We start from the raw sequence: 22,349 nt of genomic DNA, 5'->3' as shown, positions 1-22,349 counted from the left end.
CGAGCCTAATCACAATCCCCTCATTATCAATTATTTAAAAACAATCATTCAAAAAAGGAGCATGCAATCGAGGGCTTTTTCAATAGTCAAAAAGGGCCTTTGACCCTGCCACTAAGGCCCTTCCGACTCTTCAAAATGATAAAACAACCATGCGGAAGCAGCCTTTTGACACCGACAGACGCCCCATTTCATGAAACAATGAGCCGATTTCGGACTTTCAAACGGCCATTCTTTTCCTTATCAACCCTATCCCGAAGGAAAGCAAGACACTTGTTTCCGCCCTATTTTAACACTTTCATCACCTTGTGTGCAGTTTTCTCCCAACAGACAAAAAGGTTTATATCAACACTTTTTCACGTTTTCCTTTGGTCATAAAACATATTATCCTTACCTTTACCACATCCACTTTAAGCACGTCATCGACCAAAAAGCATGGGCAACATTTCACAGCAGCAGTTTGCCGCACTCTTCATGGAAAACTACGGAAGATTGCTTATCTACGCCAAGGGCATAGTGCGTGACGACGCAACGGCCGAAGACGTGGTTGAGGATGTGTTTGCCTTCGTATGGGAACACCGGCTTTCCATCGACTTTACGGGCAACACGCAGGCCATGCTTTACAAGGCCGTGCTCAACAAAGGGCTCAGTGTGTTGCGCCATCGGAACATCAGCAACAGCTACGTAGCGCTGATGAAGGAAATTCACGAGCTACAGTTGCGCCACGTGGAAACGGCATACGAGAGCGCCGACAAGTTAGCGGAGAGCAACAACCTCATGCAAATCATAGAGCAAGCCATCGATCCGCTGCCCGCCCGATGTCAGGAAGTATTCCGCATGAGCTACCTGCAAGGAATGCACAACAAGGAGATTGCCCAACAGCTCAACTGCTCACAACGTACCATCGAGGCCCATATCTACAAGGCGCTGAAGCTCATCCGCGTCACGCTCAAAAGCACCTTGGGCTGCTTGTTGCTGATGTTGCAATTGCCTATCAGATAACATCGAACTCTTAAATTAACAGAAAAAAGTAAGTAGAAACCCCTTTCGTGGTGGTTATATATACAGAAATAGCTCAAAAAGCGTCATTTAACTTCAAGTATGGAGAACTCTTTCAACCAAGACATCATGGCACGTTACCTCACGGGTAACTGCACTCATGACGACCTCAGCCAACTGTTGGCATGGATAAAGGCTGCCCCGGAGAACATGGAGCGGTTTGAGTCCATGGTGGGTCTTCATGAGAAGGTGGCCGGCTTGCAGGTTAGCGACGCTCAAAAGCAGGCTGCCCTGCGACGGCTGATGCGTCGTATTGAGGGAGAAAAACCTGCCCTACGACGCCTCAACTCACGCCGATGGATAGGCTATGCGGCCCTTTTCCTCGTCACGATAGGCTTGGGCGCCACGCTCTTATTCAACCATCGCACGAGCCATAAGCAACTGATAACCGCCCAAGCCACCACCGCCATACGCAAGATAACGCTCAACGATGGCACGCAAGTGTGGCTCAACAAAGGTGCCAAGCTCACTTATCCTCCCTCGTTTGACGAGAAGGAGCGCACGGTGAGCCTTGTTGGCGAGGCCTATTTCAACGTAAAGCACAGCCATGACGTGCCTTTCATCGTGGAAAGTAGGAACGCGAGGGTGAAAGTTTTAGGCACAGAATTCAACTATAACACCACTTCGGAACACGCAACGGCGGTGAGCCTTGTACGTGGTTCGGTAGAAGTGAGGAGCAACAAGTCGAACGACCAAATGGTGTTGCAGCCCGGCCAGCAGGCCAATATCGACAATGCCACGGGGCGCCTCCGTGTAAAAGAGGTGAACAAAGAGATTGCCGGGATATGGCATAGCGACATCATAACGTTCCACAATGCCAACATCCGTGAGATAGCCGACATCATTTCGGAAATTTATCACGTTGACATAGCCGTGAGCCCAAGGCTGAGTCTTCACCATACTTACTCGGGAGCTATCCACAAGTCGGCTGCCATTGATTCTATCTTCAGCCAACTAAGCCTTACCATCCCTATCAGCTATACGCATGGTAAGGACAAGATTATCCTTAAATAGCTTTCTTTTTACCCCTTATATATAATAAGGTGAATGCCCACGCATGACCGCAGTGGGTCGTCGTCTCATGCCCGTGAGCCGGCAGTTCTCGCATAGCGGATAGAAGAATTGTTAACTTTTTGTCCCTTGGGAGTTATGTTTTTTTCACCATAAGAAGAGAATTGCGAAGCGAAGAACAAGTATCTTTGCATAAGATAGGCTACACTCGGTCATTTAAGAACAAGTTCTTATGACGCTCATTTGCACTATCTTTGCATAAGATAGGCTGCACTCGGGCAGTCAAGACTATTTTTCCAAACTTCAAAAAAAAACACTTTTATGATGCGACAATTACTATTTATTTTTATCACTATGAGTATATTCTACTCCACAGGCTGCACGGGAAAGAACCAACACAGTGACCCAGCAGACACGAATATGGCACAAAACGACAGTCTACCCGACTATTCAGCCATTCCCCTAACCCGCAATGAGCGGGCCGTCATTGAGGACAAAGCCACCGAACGACCCTTCACGGGCGAGTACAACGATTTTCACGAAGCCGGCACCTATGTGTGTCGCCGCTGTGAGACACCGCTCTATCGGTCAAAGGACAAGTTCAATTCCGGATGTGGATGGCCCAGCTTTGACGATGAGATAGCGGGTGCCGTAAGGCGACAGATTGACGCTGACGGCCAAAGGACGGAGATAGTATGCGCCCGTTGCGGTGCCCATATAGGTCATGTCTTTGAAGGTGAGCGGCTGACAGCCAAGGACACGCGCCATTGTGCTAACTCGTTGTCGCTGCGTTTCATTCCCCAACAGCACGAAATGCGAACGATTTACTTCGCGGGAGGCTGCTTCTGGGGAACCGAACATTACTTTAAGCAGATTCGAGGTGTGGTAGCAACGGAGGTGGGCTACGCCAATGGCAACCGCGACGCCACTCCGTCGTACGAGGAAGTATGCACCGACAGAACGGGATTTGCCGAAGCGGTAAAGGTGGTTTACGACCCGAGTATCATCAGCATTGGCTTCCTGACCGACTTGTATTTCCAAACCATCGATCCCACAAGCCTCAACCGACAAGGCAATGACCGAGGAACGCAGTATCGCACGGGTATTTACTATGTTGACCAAGCGGACCTGCCACAACTGAAATCGGCATTCCAACGGGAAGAAAAGGCGGTTGGGGAGAAACTCGCCGTGGAGCTGACACCGCTCAAGAACTTCTTTACCGCCGAGGAATACCATCAGGATTATCTCGACAAAAACAAGAATGGCTACTGCCATCTGCCTGCCTCGCTTTTCAACATGGCCCGTAAGGCCAATGCCAAATAAGACCGGCGATAGGATTTCTCATAAAAAACAAACCGTGATCGGAGGGCCATCAAGACGCTCCAATCACGGTTTGTTTAAACGGTTTCGGGTGCTTATTTATGCCTATTGGCACGTTGCTCTCTGTATTTTGCTTTTTGCTTGGCCGATCCACTGCCATGAGCACCGGTGATATACTTTTTCTTTTTGGCTTTGGTTTTCACCTTGCCCTCTTTAGGATCGCCCTTGGGAGAGCTTCTAAAGACAATACCACCTTCTAAGATTTCATCAAAATTATCCATAATAAGAATGACATGTTTCATGTGACGTGGCAAGGGAAACAGACCATTTCCCCTGCCTTTTCACACCTTATACGTATTAATGGTGGAACAAACGAACATGGGTAAACGCCATGGCGATACCGTATTTATCGCAAGTATCGATAACATGGTCGTCACGAATGCTGCCTCCTGCCTGCACAATATATTCCACTCCGCTCTTATGGGCACGCTCTATATTGTCGCCAAAGGGGAAGAAAGCGTCGGAACCGAGGGCCACTTTCGTGTTTTGAGCTATCCATTCCTTCTTTTCTTCACGTGTCAGCGGCTCGGGCTTCTCGGTAAAGAACTGTTGCCAAGTGCCTTCCTGCAGCACATCTTCCCACTCTTCGCTGATATATACATTGATGGTATTGTCGCGATCGGCACGGCGTATGTCGGCCTTAAAGGGCAAGTTCATCACCTTGGGGCATTGGCGCAGCCACCACTCATCGGCCTTGCTGCCGGCCAAGCGGGTGCAATGAATGCGGCTCTGCTGGCCTGCGCCGATACCGATGGCCTGACCATCCTTCACGTAACATACGGAGTTGCTCTGCGTGTACTTCAATGTGATCAGTGAAATGATCAGGTCGCGCTTGGCTTCTTCGGTGAAAGTCTTGTTCTGTGTGGGTATATCTTCAAACAACGATGGGTCATCCAATTTGATTTCATTGCGTCCCTGCTCGAAGGTTATGCCGTAAACTTGCTTGCGCTCTATGGGATTTGGCGTGTAGGAAGGGTCTATCTGAATGACATTATAGGCACCCTTACGCTTGGCTTTCAGTATTTCCATGGCCTCAGGGGTGTATCCCGGGGCTATCACTCCGTCGCTCACCTCACGCTTGATAAGCAGTGCCGTGGCCTCATCGCAGACATCGCTCAAGGCTACAAAGTCACCATAAGAGCACATACGGTCGGCACCACGGGCACGAGCATAGGCACAAGCCAAGGGAGAAAGCTCAAAATTGACGTCATCAACGAAATAAATTTTCTTCAAAGTGTCGCTCAATGGCAATCCCACGGCGGCCCCGGCAGGGCTTACATGCTTAAAACTCGCGGCGGCAGGAAGGCCTGTCGCTTCTTTGAGTTCTTTCACCAACTGCCATGAATTCAAAGCGTCGAGAAAGTTAATATAGCCCGGTCGGCCGCTGATAATCTCAATGGGTAACTCACCTTCGTCCATATAAATGCGCGAAGGCTTCTGATTTGGATTACATCCGTACTTTAATGCCAGTTCTTTCATAATGTATTTGAAAAATTACTTATTCTTTTTTGAAGTTAACTTGCCGTTCTTTCCCAAGGTCAATGTCACTTGTTGCAACTTTCGATTAGCATGATCGAAGACTACGGCGGGGTTCATGCGACGGCCTTTATAGGATATTTCAAAATGTAAATGTTCCGTCGTGGCCCGACCGGTCCTGCCGGTTAAGCCTATGACTTCTCCTGCCTTTACTTTCTGACCTACCTTTACAAAATTCTTGGACTGATGACTGTATAGGGTCTCAAAGCCATACTTATGCTTTATCTTGATACAATTGCCGTAGCCGTAATGGCGTCCCGACAAGGTTACGATTCCATCGAAAGCCGCTACAATCTTGTCGTTGGGCTTTGTTTTCAGGTCAACGCCGGCATGATGACGCTTTCCTCCGTAGGGACTGATGACGTGGCTGCCGGGCAAAGGATAGGCCCAGCGCTCTTTTTCCAGCTCTGATAGGTTCAGTTTCTCAAGACTTGACTTGGCCAAAGACTCATCCGTAATATCCGGTTCGTCATCGCTCTTGCTTTTCTCTACCACCGACACGTCCACGAAAGAGCCTCTGACTTTCTTACAAAGAATCGTTTGCTTTCTGAGTTTGTGGCTGTTGATGGCGATGATTGTCTCAGGATTAATGCGTCCACCGTTCACCATGATGGCGAAAGTCAGCTTACCTTGCTGGCCGACGATAGCAATTGACTGGCCGGCTTTTACGCGTTGACCTACCTTTACCAAGTTTTGAGCATTGTCACCATACACGGTTTCCAATCCATTATCATGCCGGATAATGACGACATTGCCGAAAGTATCCAGCTTACGGGATAGTCTTACGACACCTCCAAACATCGCTTTGACAACATCACCTTGCTTTGTGGTAATCTCAAGTTGTGCGTTGTTATTCATCAGCTTAGCTTTACCAACGGGCAAAGGAAAAGAATACTCCTTATCCTTTAATATGCTGAAATCGATATGAAACGCATTGGAACGGGCAAAAAGTCCGGGAGTTTCTATGCTGATTTGTTGTTGTTCGGCTGCCGTAAAATGGTCACGAACCGGAGCAAAGGCCGACATGGTAACCACAAAAAATAAGCCCGACAACAATAAACGTAATTTTAAAGTCATGTTATTTAGGTTTAAAGGATGGCAATAACGATTGCCTTCGTTCTTTATTTTTAGGTCTAAAGTACCGCAACGGCGATTCCTTTAAAGGATTATTTCAGCATGATTGCCGTATAAATTCGCCCGGATTCTTTCCCCAACCTGCGTGCGGAGAAGTATTCATCCACATGGTCAAAGGTACAGATGGAAGCTACTTGCACATTGGCTTCCGGCACTCCGAGCTGTAATAATTGAAGTTTGTTGCATAAAGGAAGGTCTATGTGCCACTTTTCTTTCATGATGGCAATAGTCTCCATGTCGAAACCAGCCAGCTCAAACGCATCATACACCTCTTGTCCCACTTCAAAATTAGCAACGCTTATGCCCGGTCCGATTACAGCTTTTATGTCAGATGGCCGTGTGCCAAACGACTTCTGCATCTCCATTACGGCTTGTTGGGCGATGCGTTGCACCGTTCCTCTCCAGCCGGCATGCACTGCCGACACCGCGTGATGTACCGTATCATAAAGTAAAACGGGAATACAATCGGCCGTGGAAATACCGATACAGACTTTCGTTTCTTGGGTTTGAACGCCATCTATGCCATCCAACAAGGCTGTACGGTCATCTGAAGACATGTCGAAGAAACCTTCCTCAATGGTCCTCACCGCTTTGCCATGCACTTGATGAGGCACTATAATGCGAGTGGCGGCTATGCCCAGCTCTGTAGCCACCAACCTTCGATTGGTGAGAACATTCTGTGCATCGTCGCCACAAAACTCATTTAAATTCAGCTCTCCGTATCTGTCTCGGCTCACTCCACCATGTCTGGTGGTAGAGAACGCGACAACTCGGCTGTCAACATCGTAGAAATGCAATATTGGATTACTCATATTCAAAATCATCGAGTTCCTCTACGTCTTCCACATCAGCGTCATCCAAATACTCTATATCTGAATCCATGCCTTCATCATGCAGCTCTTCCGAGAACCTCGACATGTCCTTGTCCCTATGCACAAGCGTATCTTCAGAAGTAATTTCCTGCAACTTATTGCTCTCACTGTTGAGTTCTTTCCAGAGCAAGTCTTTCAATTCAGCCAATCCCTTGCCCGTAACGGAAGAGATAAAGACAACCGGTAAATCAGCCGGAAGCGTTTCCTTGAGCATATCTATCAGCTCCTCATCCAGCAAATCACACTTGGTGACAGCCAAAACCCTATGCTTATCCAGCATTTCAGGGTTAAACTGGCTCAGCTCATTCAGCAGAATCTCATACTCCTTTTTAATATCTTCCGTATCGCCGGGCACCATAAAGAGCAACAAGGAGTTGCGTTCGATGTGGCGAAGGAACCGGAGTCCGAGTCCCTTCCCTTCACTTGCACCCTCAATGATACCGGGAATATCGGCCATAACAAAGCTCTGTTTGTCATGATAACCTACGATTCCCAATGAGGGTTCAAGCGTTGTAAAAGGATAGTTCGCTATCTTTGGACGTGCGCTTGACAGCGTGGAAAGCAGCGTGGACTTACCCGCGTTAGGGAAACCGACCAATCCCACATCCGCCAACAGCTTCAATTCGAGGATGACAGTCTGCTCCTGCATGGGTTCACCGGGCTGCGCATAGCGTGGCGCTTGATTGGTTGAAGTACGGAATTGGAAGTTTCCCAAGCCGCCTCTACCACCTTTAAGCAATACCACTTCCTGACCGTCGTAGGTCACATCGCACACATATTTACCCGTTTCGGCGTCATATACCACCGTACCACAAGGCACATCGATGTATTGGTCCTTACCATTGGTGCCATGACACTTGTCCCTTCCGCCGTTACCACCATGCTCGGCGTAAACGTGACGTTGGTATTTCAAGTGCAAAAGCGTCCAATAGTTATGGTTACCACGCAGGATAATGCTTCCTCCTTTGCCTCCGTCACCACCGTCAGGACCTCCGTTGGGCTGATACTTTACATGGCGCAGGTGCATAGAACCCCTGCCACCCTTACCCGAGCGACAATAAATCTTAACGTAGTCGACGAAGTTACTTTCCATATTTTATTTGTGGATAGTGATTCAAAAATGATATATTACAGACGATCTATCACATTGCAGATGCGGGCAAAAATATCATCTACCGTGCCCAAGCCCTCTACATGATAATGCACGCCCTCGTTCTCATACCAGTCAATCAGCGGAGCTGTCTGTGTATGGTAAACGTTCAGGCGCTTCTTAATGGTCTCCTCATTGTCATCGCTGCGACCACTTTCCTTGCCACGGTTAATCAAACGAGCCATCAGTTCATCTTCAGGAACTGACAATTCTATCATGGCAGCAATCTTGTGGCCACGCTCTGCCAGCATTTTCTTCAAAGCCTCAGCTTGTGGTGTGGTACGGGGGAAACCGTCAAAGATAACTCCCTGATGGTCGGAACCGAAACTATCGTACACACTTGCCAATATATCAACCATCAACTCATCAGGAATCAGTTGTCCGTTATCGATAAATCCCTTGGCAGTCTTGCCCAATTCGGTGCCGTTTTTAATCTCATTGCGCAACACATCGCCCGTAGAAATGTGGCCCAAGCCGTACTTCTCTATCATCTTATCGCTCTGTGTGCCCTTACCTGCACCGGGAGCGCCGAATATTACAATATTTTTCATCTCTTATTTAATATAAATTTATTTGCCTATCGCTTGTAAATTATTCATCCAACACGTAAATGTCTCTCAATTGACGGCCTTGTTGGTCGTAGTCAAGACCGTATCCCACGATGAAATCGTTGGGTATTTCCATCGCCGCGTACTCAATATTCAAGGGCACTTGAAGCTTGCCCGGCTTGAGGAGCATTGAGCATATATGGACCGACTTTGGATTGCGTGTTCCCAGCGATTCTATCATCTGCTTCATCGTAGTACCGGTATCAATAATATCTTCCACGATAACAACAGTCCTATCTGTCAGATCTTCATTCAGTCCTATCACTTCTTTAATTTTTCCAGTCGAAGTTGTGCCCTGATAAGAAGCCAGCTTCACGAAAGAAATCTCACACGGAATGGTGATATTGCGCATTAAATCTGCCGCGAACATAAATGAGCCATTCAACACTGCCAACAGCAAAGGATTCTTGCCTTCCATGTCCTTATTGAGTTTTTCGGCTACGGCCTTCACACGTTGTTGGATTTCTTCCTCCGGGATAAAAGTTCTAAACGTTTTATCCAAAATTTTGATTTTACTCATAGCTGGGAATTGTATAATTTGGTGCAAAAATACGAAAAAACTATGTAACAGCCTTATTCATTTGCATTAATTTTGTAAATTTGCAACCTATGAAGATTTTTAACAGCGCTCAGATTCATGAGCTCGACAACTACACGATAGAGCATGAACCTATTGCCTCTATCGATCTGATGGAACGCGCCGCCAAAGCTCTTTCGTTTGCCATTTGTGAGCAATGGCCTACCATGGTGCCTGTTGTAGTCTTCGCCGGTCCCGGCAATAATGGTGGTGACGCACTGGCCGTTGCCCGACTGTTAGCTATCAAGGGCTATCAGGTAAGCGTTTACCTTTTTAATATCCACAATCATTTATCTCCCGACTGCGCTGTCAATCGCCAACGTGCCATCGACAGCCACCAGCTGCATTCCTTTAACGAGATAACTCTTAACTTCGATCCTCCTCATCTCGACAAGGACACACTCGTGGTGGACGGACTTTTCGGGTCGGGACTTAACAAACCATTGGCCGGAGGCTTCGCTTCGCTCGTGAAATACATCAACGCCTCGCCTTGCGAAGTGGTGAGCATAGACCTTCCTTCGGGCCTGATGACCGAGGACAACACCTATAACATTCACGCCAACATCATCCGTGCCGACCTCACACTTACCCTTCAACAAAAGAAACTCGCCATGCTCATGGCCGACAACCAGCAATATATCGGTCGGCTAAGGGTGCTCGACATCAGACTTTCGCCCGAGTTTATCAGCCAAACCAAGGCTCGTTACACGGTCATAGAGGAAAACGACATACGCCGTCTGTTGCTGCCGCGTGACGATTTTGCCCATAAGGGCGACATGGGAACGGCCATGATCATCGCCGGAAGCTACGGTATGAGTGGCGCGGCCACGTTAGCGGCCAAAGCATGCCTGCGTTCCGGAGCCGGAAAAGTATATGTTCACACGCCCAAAGTCAATTCCCCAATACTCCAAACCACCGTTCCCGAAGCCGTGATGAGCATTGACAAGGAAGAGACTTACTTCTCCCAACCCGTCAATACCGCCGATTTCAGCGCCTTGGGCATAGGTCCGGGACTGGGAAAGCACGAAAACTCGGCCATCGCCATGATTGCTCAAGTCCGTGGAAGCCAATGTCCGGTGGTGCTCGACGCCGATGCCATCAACATACTCGCCAATCACCGTGCTTGGATTCAACAACTGCCGCAAGGCGTTATCCTCACTCCCCACCCCGCAGAGTTCGACCGTCTATCGGGCACCGGCAGCAGCGGATGTTACGACCGCTTGATGAAAGCCGCCGACATGGCCCAGCATTACGGAATCTACATACTGCTCAAAGGACATTATTCGGCCCTATGCCAGCCCGATGGTGACATCACTTTCAACTCCACCGGCAACAGCGGAATGGCCACCGCAGGCTCCGGCGACGTGCTAACGGGCATGGTCACGGGCCTCCTCGCACGAGGATACCAACAGCGCGAGGCTTGTCTCGTGGGCATGTACCTCCACGGATTGGCCGGCGACATGGCCGCCAAGGACCTCGGCAAGGAAAGTCTAATGGCCGGAGACCTCATCCGATACCTGCCCAAAGCCTTTTTACGCATAGAGGAATAAACTTCTACCCCTTTCACATTTTCCATGATTTTATTGACGCAGAAATAAAAATGAACATGAAAAAAGTCATCACTGCCCTCTTCCTAACATCTTTTTATCTTACCACAGCCTTGGCTCAAATGCCCGTCAACGGGGCAACTTACTTCTTGCCCAAGACCGGTTTGAAACTCAAACTGCTGGTAGAGAAAACGACCTATACGCCGGGCGACCTCGCCGGATACGCTTCCCGCTACATGAAATTGCAAGAGGTAGAAAGCCAACCATCAACCACTTACCGTCTCATAGGCCTATCGGCGCAGCTCATAGGCTTGCCCGACACGACCAAACAGTTCACGGCGCTCATCGACAAGAAGCACAGTATCATCAGCATAGACCGTGATGAGAACGGCGTACTCATGGCTGTCAACACCAAAGGAAGCAAGCCCGAGCCGCCAAAACCTTTCCTCGCGGCGCCCAAGAGCAAGCCCGACAACCCACACGACTTCTACACTGCCGACATGATGGCTGCCCCCAACAAGGCCCGCATGGCCGAACTTATCTCGCAGGAGATAGCCGACATCCGCGAAAGCCGTAACATGCTGTCCCGGGGCGAGGCCGATTTCATGCCCAAAGACGGGGAGCAACTGCGTATCATGCTGGCCCAACTCAAACGTCAGGAAAACGCTTTGATGCAAGTATTCCAAGGAACCACCGAACGGGACACGCTGGAGCAGGAAGTGGATTTCATGCCCGAGAAGGACGGCGAGCGCACTTTGGTATTCCGCTTCTCCAAATATGCCGGGCTCGTAGATAAGGATGACCTCAGCGGTTCGCCCTTTTACGCCCAAGTAGACGACCTCCACAGTATCTCAACCATCGAGCCTGCCATCGCCCACGAAGGCAAGAAGTCGAAAGACGACTGCGGAATCGCCGTCAGCCTGCCCGGAAAGATAAAGGTTACCCTCATCGATTTTGCTCGCCCTTACGCCACTTTCGAGCTTTATGCCGCGCAGTTTGGCCGGGTAGAACCGCTCAGCGGAGAGCTTTTCGGTAAGAAATTCACCACCCAATTGGTCCTCAATCCCGTTACGGGCAATGTGGACCGACTCACCACGGAGCCACTCGACAACTAACGACATCAACGCTCCCAATAAGCAGTAGCCCGGCCCTTGGCGCATTTCAGTGCCAAGGGCCGGGCTTCGTTTATGCCCTATCACTGAACTCTTTTCTTGCTCCCACCTATCCATACGACAGTTTCGGCTTTTCCAAAGCTGCCTTTTGGCTGTGTCAAAGCAGCCCTTTTACCCGATGAAAGCAGGCTTATGAGGCGCTAAAAGCAGCCCTCTTGTAGGGCGCTTTGTTACTTTTACCGTTTTTGCTCGACAACTTGGGAGGATGAGTCAGACCGGTCTGACGGGGCCGACCAATCAGATAACAGCAGCCGAAACGCCATAACCGGCCACCAACTTATTAGCTACCGGCCATGAAGTCGTTAGTTATGAGCCGCCAACTTATTAGCCACTGGTCGTCAGCTCATTAGCTAAAACCATTAACTTGTTCACTTGTCAACTCGTTAACTCGTCAACTCCACTATTAACTTGCCAACTCGTTAGCCCTCAACTCGTCAACTAAAAAACCGCCACCCCCATCTTTCCTTGCATAAATAAATAAAAAACCGTATCTTTGCAAAGTCTATCATACGCTACCAAAACCATGGCTATTACGCTTCAATAGCCACTCTGTAACGGTTACCAATATTTATTCAATCATATAACATGTACATCAAAACAATCACACTAACTCTTTTGGCATTGGTCGTTTCGCTGACAACCATGGCCGACAACGTTTACACAATCTATCCCGTACCCCAAAACCAGAAAGCCCTTCCGGGCAAAGCGTCGTTTACCAAGCAAGTGAATATCGTGGCCGACGCCCTGATTGACCACACAACCTTGGAACGGGCAAAAGCCGTATTGGCCGATCACGGACTGCAAGGAGTCGTTACCACGAAGCCTTCCGCCAAGCTGGCAACGCTCTACTTAGGCGTCAATGGCTCCAAAGGACCCGCCGACCGCTATGCCGCCAAGGTGAAAGTCGACCGTAAGGCCCTTGCTACCAAGGGCAAGTTCGACCGCCACGTGCTGCTCTTGGGCAAGGATAAAAAGAGCCGTGCCTGCGCTTTGATTCTCGGAGAGAACACCGACGCCACCTTCCACGGACTGGCCTCGCTCGAGCAAATGTTAGACCAAGGCACCGAAAACCTGCCTTGCGTGAGCATTGGCGATTATGCCGACATACAGTATCGTGGCGTAATCGAGGGCTACTATGGCGTGCCCTACAACGCCGATGTAACGAAAGACTTGTTCCGCTTCATGGCCCGTTACAAAATGAACGCTTACATGTATGGCGCCAAGAGCGACCCTTACCACTCGCAGAAATGGGCCGACCCTTATCCCACAAAGATTACCGATGACCAAAAAGCCATTGGATACCTGACGCAAGACATGATGCGCGACATTTCCGAAGTGGCCAAACAGACGAAAGTAAACTTCATTTGGGCCATCCACCCGGGCAAGGCTTTCACCGACGAAGCCGACAAAACGGTTATCAATAAAATCATGAACAAATTCCAAATGATGTACGATTTGGGTATCAGACAGTTCGGTGTGTTCGTTGACGACGTAGGTGTGCCCAGCGACGAGCCTACCCTCAAGCGCAACGCCGAGCGCCTGACAGAGGTGCAACACGCCGTGGAAGCCAAGTGGAACCGCCACTATCAAACGCCGGCCGACACCGTGAAACCCATCCACTTCGTACCGCAGCTCTACGCTTATTCATGGGTTGACGCGCAAAAACGCAAAAACTTTTTCAAAGCTTTGTCGAATACGCCGGCCCACGTGGTCATCTATATTACCGGCGCCGCTACATGGTCGGTGCCCAACTCTAAAGACATTGAGGTGGTAGCTGAGGATTTAGGCCGTGGTCAGGCATGGTGGTGGAACTACCCCTGCAACGATAATGACGTTACGAAACTATTTGTTCGCGACACCTACACTAACTTTGCTGACGAGAAATGGATTGACTCTACCGCCACACTTCCCCGCCAATTGCATGGCGCCAGCGCCCTTATCTCCAACCCCATGCAGCAGGGAGCAGCCTCAAAGATAGCGCTCTTCGGCGTTGGTGACTACGCGTGGAACAACGCTACCTTTGACAATCAGGCCGATTTCAAGGCTGCCGTGAAAGCCGTCGTGGGCAAAGATAAAGCCGAAGCCTTTACCTATCTCACCAATTACCTGCGCTATTTCGATGAGGAACCGATGGCCTCGCTCGTCAATAACTACAAGGCCGATGGCAACAGCCAGCCCATCAAGACCGAAATGGGCAAGGTGTTGGAAGCCTGCCGTGTGATTGATGGCATGCGCAACTCCACCGTTGAGAGCGACAGTATCTTCTATTCTGACATCCAACCATGGATTATGAAAGTGAGCGACATGGCTTTCCTCACCATCCAACTGCTCAACGCCGTTGACCAAAAGTCAGCCGCCAATACGCCCGAACGTGCCGCCGTGGTCGCGAAACTCAAGCAAACAGTGGCCAACATTGAGCAGAATGCCAACTACCACTTCAACATCTTGAGTGGTATGGGTGAAGATATAAGACTCGAAAACAAAACGGCGGAGTCGTCCGCAAAGGTATTGCGCCCCTTCCTCGACTACCTCGCAACCAAACTCTGACCCTCTCCGACGCAGGCATGGAGCCATCATCTATGCCTGCGCCAAAGGTTACAACAATTTAACGCAACCGTCTTGGATTTGTCTTGGAATCACATTTTTAACATACATCCAAGCCAATGACATATTCAATCATCCCTCGCCGAGGGATCATGAAATAATAACCAAAGCGCCCGGTCTTTACATTTAAAGACCGGGCGCTTTCATTCATAACGGCAAATCATGCACGACGGCTATGCCAAGCCGTACATTTTACCGATAGAAAACCGTGTATATATCCTTTTCTTTTCAATCTTTCTCGTAATCACCGGGTAAGGCCCGCATTTCCTGATACGACTGCCGAATGTCCGTTTCATCAATGGTGAAACTGCGATCGGCGTCCCGTGGATTGTCTTTCGTGGAATGACCAATCAGCCAGTCATACGTTTTTTGCATATAAAACAAACGGGCCAAGGCGCCATGCGACGCTCCTTTTACCCAAAAATAACGAAGTAACTTGTCGTTACCGCTTTGTTCCAAACGGCTCACAACCTGCTTCGACTGCTGTATCGACACAGCCCTATCGGCAGTGCCGTGCATAATCCACAAGGGCACCTGCCCCAAACGGCTCACGTCTTTCAGTGAACAGCCACCACAAAGGGCCATGGCCGCCGCCACTTTTTCAGGGTAAGTACCCACAAAATCCATCGTTCCGTAGCCGCCAAGGCTCATTCCTAACACGTAAACTCGTGTGGCGTCTACCCTATAATGGGCCATCACCCACTCCAGCATATCATTGATTTTACTCGGGCTCCATGCACCTCCCGGATTCTGCGGTGCCACCACCAACATGGGAATATGCTTGCCCCGCTCTATCGCATCGAGCACTCCGTAGCGGCGCACACGGTCTAAATTGTTGCCACAAAGGCTGGCTCCATGCAAAAATATCATCAGTGGCAGCGGATGATCATCGGCCTCATAATCCCCGGGGGTGTACATCCAAAAGTTATATCCGCCCGCTATCACGTTTTTCTTCGCCTCAAAATTGCCGTCAAAAGCCATCACTCCAATGGCCTGACAGATAACAAAGAGGAGGATAATCAGTTTCTTCATGTGCGTTTGATTTCGTTAGTTGTTACAAACTTACGGAAAAGTTTTCACAAACTACTATATTAATAGGCTTCTATTTTTATTGTTTTCTAAAATTCGCATCTGCTGAATGGCGATTTGGTTGAGTTTTAACAACCGTTCCCCTTGTACTATTCCTTCATTAATAAGTACAGCATTAATATTCTCCATATTCGACAAACAAATCAATTCATTTATGGTTGCGTAGTCACGGATGTTACCTTTCAAGTCAGGATTAGCCTCACGCCATTGCTTAGCAGTCATTCCAAACATTGCTACGTTAAGCACATCGGCCTCTTCAGCATAGATAATATTTGCCTGCATAGAAGTTATTTCACGAGGTATCAGATGGTTCTTGACTGCATCAGTATGGATATGATAATTAATTTTCGATAGCTCTCTTTTAGCTGTCCAACCAAGTATTTTCTGTTCTTCCGCCTTTAGGCGTTGAAACTCTTTGACCAAATATAATTCAAATTCCACTGAAACCCAACTTGCAAACTTAAAGGCTATATCTCTTTGAGCATAAGTACCACCGCCTGATCCATTCTTAGTTATAATACCAACGGCTGATGTCAGTTCTACCCAACGAGAGGGACTCATCGTAAAAGAGTTACTTCCGGCTTCACGAAAAAGGGGGTCGAATTCGATCCCTTTGAACTCCGGATTATTCAGTTTCTCCCATAATCCAAGATATTCAAGCGTATTCTTTTGCCTCATCCAATTCTTTACAACATCTTTAGGCTCCGCAGGATTTTTCTGTCGGGCTATATCTGTAATGCAAATATAGTCCATACCATTTCTTACCATTGTCTTAATGACAACTTCTTTAACGACGATAGAATCTCTTTTTACCATAGAAACGAAATGTATTTATGCACAAAGATAGTGCTGGCAAAGACAATAAGAGCTTATTCTTAAATTGTTGAGCACGGGCTATCTTATGCAAAGATAAGAAAAAGAATAAAGCAGGCTACTCTTTATACGGTAACTTTTTCTTACCTTTGCGTCATAACATTGCTGATAAGTAGTCCACCAACTACTTGTCATAAACTCCTTATCTACATGCAAGAAACCGTCAGATTGGAAAATCTTTCTATCGGTTACGATGATGGCAAAAGCCGCCACATCGTGGCACAAGCGCTCAATGCCCCGATTATCAGTGGCCAACTAACCTGCTTGTTAGGGCGTAACGGCGTAGGAAAATCAACCTTGCTACGCACCATAGCCGGCTTTCAACCGGCGCTCGGAGGGCAGATTCTCATTAATAATCGGCCCCTCGGCGACTTCCCCAAGCCCCGGTTGGCCCAATTAATCAGCGTTGTACTCACGGGAAAGCCCCAAGTGCAGAACATGCGGGTGGAGGAACTCGTGGCTTTAGGGCGCTCTCCCTACACCGACTTTTGGGGCCATTTGCGCCCTGCCGACCGCAAAGCGGTTGACGAAGCCTTAGAGCAAGTGGGTATAAAGGCTTTCGCCCATCGCATGGTGAGCACACTCAGCGACGGCGAACGTCAGAAAGTAATGATAGCCAAGGCCTTGGCCCAACAGACGCCCATCATCGTTTTGGATGAGCCAACGGCCTTTCTCGATTTTCCGAGTAAGGTCGATACCATGCAATTGCTACGTCAATTAGCCCGTGAGACGGATAAAACGATTTTCTTATCGACCCACGACCTTGAGCTGGCCATGCAACTTGCTGACTGTCTATGGATGATGGATGGAGAACAACTCCATATCGGTACGCCCCAAGAGCTGGTCGAAAACGGCACGTTAAGCCGATATGTGGAGCGCAATGACATCAGGTTCGACACCCAAACAATGACGCTTCGCATAGAGCGAAGAGAATAAGAAAAGGAGCTGTTTTATAACCTTTCCAACACGGAAGGCTCTATGATTTCACGCAATGGCGTCATTACAAAATCGCGTTCCTTCATGAACGGATGGGGAATAACTAAATCAGAATCATCGATATGAATATCATCAAAGAGAAGAATATCAATATCGATGATTCTGTCATGGTAGATACCATTGTGGCTTTTCTCCACTCGACCCATCAAATGTTCTATCCGTTGGGTCGCCTCTAAGAGCTGGCGAGGTGTCAGCGGGGTACTGACACGCACGCAGATATTAATAAACTTATTAGGAGAATCAAATCCCCAAGGCGCGGTTTCATAGAAAGAAGAAGTCGCCACGACCTCACCAACCTGCCCATTGAGCAGTTTCACGGCCTCAAGCATATTGCGCTTGCGATTACCGAGATTGGAACCTAATCCTAAATAAGCTGTATGCAAGGTTCTAAAATAATTGAAAACGTGGAGAAAAGGCTTAATCGTCTAATATCAACAATGCGTCGCCAAAGCAGCCAAACATGTAACCATGCTCCACCGCTAAATTGTAAGCCTCCATCACTATATCGTATCCTCCGAACGCGGCGGTCTCCATTACGAGCGTGGAAAGTGGATGATAGAAGTTGGCAACCATACAATTTGACAAACCGAAATCATAAGGAGGGAATATAAATTTATTGGTCCAACCATCATATTCCTTCAAAAGTCCGTCTGTTCCCACGGCCGTTTCCGTTGCCTTTACCACACTGGTACCCACCGCACAAACCCGATGACCAGCTTTCTTTGTGGCGTTCACGATGTCACAAGCCTCCTTGTTGATAACCATTTGCTCGGAATCCATCTTGTGCTTCGTCAGGTCTTCCACCTCAATGGAGTTGAAATTACCCAAGCCGCAGTGCAGGGTGATATAGGCATCGTTCACACCCAATATCTCCATTCGCTTCATCAGCTCACGGGTAAAGTGCAAACCTGTAGCCGGAGCAGTGACCGCTCCCTCGTTCTTTGCGTAGATAGTTTGGAAGTCTTCCATATCATCGGCTTCCGCATGGGCCGTATCTTGGCCTTCCTTTATCTCACGGTTATCGATGATATAACGAGGTAATGGCGACTCACCCAAGGCAAACAATTCCTCTTTAAACTCCTCATGAGGGCAATCATATAGGAAACGGAGCGTTCGGCCACGGCTTGTCGTATTGTCGATAACCTCGGCTACCATCGTGCCCGACTCATCAAAGAACAGCTTATTGCCTATACGTATCTTGCGGGCAGGCTCTACCAGCACGTCCCAAAGACGCATTTCCTCGTTCAGCTCACGCAAAAGAAACACCTCAATCTTGGCGTCGGTCTTCTCCTTTGTGCCGTAAAGACGAGCCGGAAACACCTTTGTATCATTGAATACAAAGGTATCTCCTTCTTCAAAATAATTCAGAATATCACGAAACTCAAGGAACTCTCCCTCTATGGGATTTCCTTTTTCATCCTTCCGATACATATCTATCGTTTGCGACTTACGGTGGATTACCATCATACGAGCCTCATCGCGACGGCTGATACGGAACGTTTCTTTTTGGCCATCCTCGTTCTCAAACTCACGATATATACTGTGAGGATATAACGCAACCTGCTCTTTGGGCAGTTTAAAGTCAAATTGTGATAGCTTCATATTTAAATTATTATCTCCTTTTTAATATTATTCTCGTCCATCCATGCTACAAAATCATTGAATGGCACACAGTTATCTACACTATAATCACCCACTCTGGTACGCCGAAGCTCCGTAAGATAAGCGCCGCTATTCAACGCTCTTCCCAAGTCGCGGGCCAGCGCTCGGATATAAGTTCCCTTGCCACAAACCACGCGAAGCTGCAGTTTCATGCCCTCTTCGTCAAACCGGAGTATCTCAATCTCGTCAATACGTACCTGCTTGGGCTTGAGTTCCACCTCCTGACCATCGCGCCGCAACTGATAGGCACGGTCGCCATTCACCTTCACCGCACTGTAAGTAGGGGGCACTTGCTCTATATCGCCAACGAACTGCTTTATTACTTCGCTGATAGAAGCTAAGGTTATACCCTCCGTGGGGTACGTAGCGTTCTCGGGATGTTCCATGTCATAGCTCACCGTCGTGGCCCCTAACTGTAACGTGGCCACGTATTCTTTCGTATGGGTTTGCAACGTTTCTATTTGCTTGGTGGCCTTACCGGTACACAGTATCAAAACTCCCGTGGCCAAAGGGTCGAGCGTTCCCGCATGACCTATCTTCACTTTATAGCCCAAACGATGAGAAAGTAAATAGCGAACATGGGCCAATGCCCCAAAACTCGACATACGATAAGGTTTGTCGATGGCGAAAATCTCTCCTGCTTTAAAGTCCATTAGTCTACCATCGCTAAAGAATGACCGGTTGCCAACAAGATAAGTATGATGACACCCACTATGATTCGATACCAGCCAAAGGCTTTAAAGCCGTATTTTGTGAGGAATCCTACAAACCATTTCATGGCAAATATAGCCACGACAAAGGCGATACCACTACCTAAGAGCAGCATTTCGATGTTATGAGCGGTGGCCCATGCCGTGTCTTCCTTAAACATTTCGAGCAAATCGAGCAAGGTTGCGCCGGCCATAGTTGGCACTGCCAAGAAGAAAGAGAACTCTGCCGCACGGTGACGGGTCAGCTTCTGCTGCATTCCTCCTACAATAGTCGACATGCTACGGCTCATTCCGGGAATGACAGAGAGGCATTGGAAACATCCTATTTTAAAGGCTCGCTTCACGTCAACCTCGTTTTCTTCAGCGCCTTTGTTGAAGATTCGGTCACAAAAAAGCATAAAGATACCACCCAACACCAAAGTAACCGCCACAACAGCCACGCTATCGAGCAGCCAATCGAGCACGCCGCTCTTCTTCGCCAAGAGGCCCACGACTACCGCGGGAAGCACGCCTACGACCAGCAACCAGTAAAAACCAAACCGATGGCGCAGCCAATAAAAGGCGTTACAAGCCGAGTGCTTGGCGTTCTCAAACCACGAATGGTCTGCCGGCTGCCATGCTTCCGCCGCCACCAACTCGGGCACCGGCGTACGATTTATGCTAAAAAAACGCTTCCAATAAAGGCATACCACCGAGAGAATGGCACCAAACTGTATGATAAAAGTAAAGGCATGAACAAAAGGATCGCCCGGTTTAACGCCCAAAAGGTTCTGTGCGATAATCATGTGCCCGGTAGATGACACGGGCAAAAACTCCGTCAATCCCTCTACAATCGCAATAATAACTGTTTGTAGAATATCCATTATTCGGCAATATTGTCGTTAGGCTTACGGATGATAGCATAGATGATAGATACAAAACCTACAAACGTGATCACCGGGGCTACCTTTATTCTCATCGGACTGAAGATGGAAGGATCGTAGGCCGCGTCGGTCGACTCACCGCCACTCATCAAGATAAAACCTAAAATGACGATTACCATTCCCACAGCCAACCATATAAAGTTGGTCTTTCCGAACGCTAAATTTCTTTTATCCATTATATTTTAAAGTCTTTATTCTATATATGATCGTCTTACCGACAAACTATAAAACTATCAAATCTTATAAAGCTCACCGGCTTTCATGCGCAAGAACTTGTTAACTGATATGTGAGAGCAAATGGCCGTGATGATAATGCCAAACAGGAATACGGAAACGCCGGTTATCAACATTACCTGCCATGTGATGACAGCCACCGCATCGGGCTCATACTGTACCAGCGCATAAACGCAACCTGCCAAGAACAACACCGCTATCAAGGCTGCCACCATGCCCACTCCTACGGCTCTCCACAAGAAAGGCCTACGGATAAAGCTCCATGAGGCGCCCACCAATTTCATCGTATGGATGGAGAAACGACGCGCGTAGATACCCAACCGTACCGTATTGTTGATGAGTGAGAAGGAAACAAACGTCAACAAGCCGGCCAAAATGAGCAAAACGATACTGATTTTTTGCAGGTTACGGTTTACGCTATCCATCAAATCCTGCTGGTAAGTGATGTCACCTACCTTGGGATATTTCTTCAATTCACGCTCTATCCACTTCAAAGAATCGCTATTGGCATAGTCAGCTTTCAGGTTCACCTCTATCGAGCCGAGAAACGGGTTGGCCCCGATAAACTCCGAGGGGTCGGTCCCCATGGCAGCCGTTTGCTCCTTGAGCGCCTGCTGTTTGCTGATAAAATGAATCTGATTGATATATCTGCGGGTGCGTAAATTCTTACATAATTGCGCTGCTTCAGGATTAGTCATATCCTCTTGCAACATCATTGTGACGGTCAGATTTTCCTTCACATAATCTGAAAGATTGCGTGCTGTCAACACAGTAAATACAACCATTCCCAACAAAATCAGCACCATAGCGGTACTGATACACAGAGTAACGACCTGCAAGCCTTGTCGGTTGCCGGTAGTTTTACGTTTCTTTCCCATTTATAAAAAGGCTATAATCATCCGAATTTGGTGCAAAAATAATCAAATTACATGGCCCTGCCAATTTGTTTAACTCATATTAACCAATTAATAAATGAGCTGTAACCCGGGAATCATATTTTTATATACCTTTGCAAGCATATTATCAATGGACTGTTTTCCATACTTTAGCATTTTCTATGAGCACCATTCTCTATCCCTCCCCTATTTTCGGACCCATCCATAGCCGCCGATTGGGCATATCACTTGGTATCAACCTCATGCCGCCCGATGGCAAAGTATGTACTTTTGACTGCATTTATTGCGAGTGCGGGTTTAATAAAGACCACCTGCCCCG

Annotated in this window: 22 protein-coding genes and 1 pseudogene; 8 read left to right on the top strand and 15 right to left on the bottom strand. The window is 48.2% G+C overall.

Annotated features, from left to right (window positions below; all coding sequences use genetic code 11):
• The first annotated feature begins 432 nt into the window (after window positions 1-432).
• The 3 genes from VIR50_RS09465 (at window position 433) to VIR50_RS09455 (ending at window position 3,390) form a co-directional block, all read left to right on the top strand.
• Window positions 433-999: an RNA polymerase sigma-70 factor gene (locus tag VIR50_RS09465; protein WP_331934882.1), complete on the top strand. Its 567-nt coding sequence runs from the start codon at window positions 433-435 to the stop codon at window positions 997-999.
• A 99-nt stretch (window positions 1,000-1,098) separates the two neighbouring features.
• The gene (locus VIR50_RS09460; protein ID WP_331934881.1) at window positions 1,099-2,070 is read left to right on the top strand and encodes a FecR family protein; all 972 of its coding nucleotides are present in this window, start codon (window positions 1,099-1,101) and stop codon (window positions 2,068-2,070) included.
• Window positions 2,071-2,421: 351 nt separating this feature from the next.
• A complete protein-coding gene (locus tag VIR50_RS09455) occupies window positions 2,422-3,390 on the top strand; it encodes a bifunctional methionine sulfoxide reductase B/A protein (protein ID WP_331934880.1) in 969 nt (322 codons plus the stop codon).
• A 92-nt stretch (window positions 3,391-3,482) separates the two neighbouring features.
• On the opposite strand, the gene VIR50_RS09450 is transcribed toward VIR50_RS09455, so the two are convergent.
• The 7 genes from VIR50_RS09450 to hpt form a co-directional block, all read right to left on the bottom strand.
• Window positions 3,483-3,668 (bottom strand): hypothetical protein, encoded by a 186-nt coding sequence (locus VIR50_RS09450; RefSeq protein ID WP_331934879.1) that lies wholly within the window; start codon window positions 3,666-3,668, stop codon window positions 3,483-3,485.
• A gap of 76 nt (window positions 3,669-3,744) precedes the next feature.
• Window positions 3,745-4,926 carry a phosphoribosylaminoimidazolecarboxamide formyltransferase gene (locus VIR50_RS09445; protein ID WP_331934878.1) on the bottom strand — a complete coding sequence of 394 codons (1,182 nt, stop codon included), beginning with the start codon at window positions 4,924-4,926 and terminating at the stop codon, window positions 3,745-3,747.
• A gap of 15 nt (window positions 4,927-4,941) precedes the next feature.
• Window positions 4,942-6,060 (bottom strand): M23 family metallopeptidase, encoded by a 1,119-nt coding sequence (locus VIR50_RS09440; protein ID WP_331934877.1) that lies wholly within the window; start codon window positions 6,058-6,060, stop codon window positions 4,942-4,944.
• An 89-nt stretch (window positions 6,061-6,149) separates the two neighbouring features.
• On the bottom strand, window positions 6,150-6,929 hold the full coding sequence (gene pgeF / locus VIR50_RS09435; RefSeq protein ID WP_331934876.1) for a peptidoglycan editing factor PgeF: 780 nt from the start codon (window positions 6,927-6,929) through the stop codon (window positions 6,150-6,152).
• A complete protein-coding gene (gene obgE / locus VIR50_RS09430; RefSeq protein ID WP_331934875.1) occupies window positions 6,922-8,082 on the bottom strand; it encodes a GTPase ObgE in 1,161 nt (386 codons plus the stop codon). The genes pgeF and obgE overlap by 8 nt, the downstream gene beginning before the upstream one ends.
• Before the next feature lie 35 nt (window positions 8,083-8,117).
• Complete coding sequence (locus tag VIR50_RS09425; protein WP_331934874.1) at window positions 8,118-8,690, bottom strand: adenylate kinase; 573 nt, start codon at window positions 8,688-8,690, stop codon at window positions 8,118-8,120.
• Between the two features lie 40 nt (window positions 8,691-8,730).
• Complete coding sequence (gene hpt, locus VIR50_RS09420; protein ID WP_331934873.1) at window positions 8,731-9,267, bottom strand: hypoxanthine phosphoribosyltransferase; 537 nt, start codon at window positions 9,265-9,267, stop codon at window positions 8,731-8,733.
• An 89-nt stretch (window positions 9,268-9,356) separates the two neighbouring features.
• Here hpt and VIR50_RS09415 point away from each other — a divergent pair, with 89 nt between their 5' ends.
• The 3 genes from VIR50_RS09415 to VIR50_RS09405 all read left to right on the top strand — a co-directional run bounded on the left by VIR50_RS09415 (window position 9,357) and on the right by VIR50_RS09405 (window position 14,590).
• Window positions 9,357-10,874, top strand: coding sequence for an NAD(P)H-hydrate dehydratase (locus tag VIR50_RS09415; RefSeq protein ID WP_331934872.1), 1,518 nt, complete (start codon window positions 9,357-9,359; stop codon window positions 10,872-10,874).
• A 56-nt stretch (window positions 10,875-10,930) separates the two neighbouring features.
• Window positions 10,931-11,986, top strand: a complete 1,056-nt coding sequence (locus tag VIR50_RS09410; RefSeq protein ID WP_331934945.1) for a DUF4831 family protein — start codon at window positions 10,931-10,933, stop codon at window positions 11,984-11,986.
• Between the two features lie 642 nt (window positions 11,987-12,628).
• The gene (locus VIR50_RS09405; RefSeq protein WP_331934871.1) at window positions 12,629-14,590 is read left to right on the top strand and encodes a beta-N-acetylglucosaminidase domain-containing protein; all 1,962 of its coding nucleotides are present in this window, start codon (window positions 12,629-12,631) and stop codon (window positions 14,588-14,590) included.
• A gap of 285 nt (window positions 14,591-14,875) precedes the next feature.
• Here VIR50_RS09405 and VIR50_RS09400 read toward each other — a convergent pair whose 3' ends face one another.
• On the bottom strand, window positions 14,876-15,679 hold the full coding sequence (locus VIR50_RS09400) for a carboxylesterase family protein (protein WP_331934870.1): 804 nt from the start codon (window positions 15,677-15,679) through the stop codon (window positions 14,876-14,878).
• A 54-nt stretch (window positions 15,680-15,733) separates the two neighbouring features.
• On the bottom strand, window positions 15,734-16,552 hold the full coding sequence (locus tag VIR50_RS09395) for a KilA-N domain-containing protein (RefSeq protein WP_414703546.1): 819 nt from the start codon (window positions 16,550-16,552) through the stop codon (window positions 15,734-15,736).
• 207 nt (window positions 16,553-16,759) lie between these two features.
• Between VIR50_RS09395 and VIR50_RS09390 the strand changes: the two genes are divergently transcribed.
• Window positions 16,760-17,545, top strand: a complete 786-nt coding sequence (locus VIR50_RS09390) for an ABC transporter ATP-binding protein (protein ID WP_331934869.1) — start codon at window positions 16,760-16,762, stop codon at window positions 17,543-17,545.
• 14 nt (window positions 17,546-17,559) lie between these two features.
• Here VIR50_RS09390 and folK read toward each other — a convergent pair whose 3' ends face one another.
• The 6 genes from folK to VIR50_RS09360 are packed head-to-tail and all read right to left on the bottom strand — an operon-like array spanning window position 17,560 to window position 22,012.
• Window positions 17,560-17,988 (bottom strand): 2-amino-4-hydroxy-6-hydroxymethyldihydropteridine diphosphokinase, encoded by a 429-nt coding sequence (gene folK, locus VIR50_RS09385; protein WP_331934868.1) that lies wholly within the window; start codon window positions 17,986-17,988, stop codon window positions 17,560-17,562.
• A gap of 34 nt (window positions 17,989-18,022) precedes the next feature.
• Window positions 18,023-19,207, bottom strand: a complete 1,185-nt coding sequence (queA, locus tag VIR50_RS09380) for a tRNA preQ1(34) S-adenosylmethionine ribosyltransferase-isomerase QueA (protein ID WP_331934867.1) — start codon at window positions 19,205-19,207, stop codon at window positions 18,023-18,025.
• Window positions 19,208-19,209: 2 nt separating this feature from the next.
• Complete coding sequence (truB, locus tag VIR50_RS09375) at window positions 19,210-19,920, bottom strand: tRNA pseudouridine(55) synthase TruB (RefSeq protein WP_331934866.1); 711 nt, start codon at window positions 19,918-19,920, stop codon at window positions 19,210-19,212.
• A complete protein-coding gene (locus VIR50_RS09370) occupies window positions 19,920-20,840 on the bottom strand; it encodes an undecaprenyl-diphosphate phosphatase (protein WP_331934865.1) in 921 nt (306 codons plus the stop codon). Before VIR50_RS09370 ends, truB begins: the two co-directional genes overlap by 1 nt.
• The gene (locus VIR50_RS09365) at window positions 20,840-21,076 is read right to left on the bottom strand and encodes a DUF3098 domain-containing protein (RefSeq protein ID WP_331934864.1); all 237 of its coding nucleotides are present in this window, start codon (window positions 21,074-21,076) and stop codon (window positions 20,840-20,842) included. The genes VIR50_RS09370 and VIR50_RS09365 overlap by 1 nt, the downstream gene beginning before the upstream one ends.
• A gap of 57 nt (window positions 21,077-21,133) precedes the next feature.
• Window positions 21,134-22,012: a cell division protein FtsX gene (locus tag VIR50_RS09360; RefSeq protein ID WP_331934863.1), complete on the bottom strand. Its 879-nt coding sequence runs from the start codon at window positions 22,010-22,012 to the stop codon at window positions 21,134-21,136.
• A 179-nt stretch (window positions 22,013-22,191) separates the two neighbouring features.
• Here VIR50_RS09360 and VIR50_RS09355 point away from each other — a divergent pair.
• Window positions 22,192-22,349 (top strand): annotated as a pseudogene (locus VIR50_RS09355) (radical SAM protein); the annotation flags it as partial.

The sequence above is a fragment of the Prevotella sp. genome, from assembly GCF_036570325.1.
Classification (GTDB): domain Bacteria; phylum Bacteroidota; class Bacteroidia; order Bacteroidales; family Bacteroidaceae; genus Prevotella.
The sequence above is the reverse complement of the archived record's forward strand: the minus strand, read 5'-3'. Positions and strand labels throughout refer to the sequence as shown.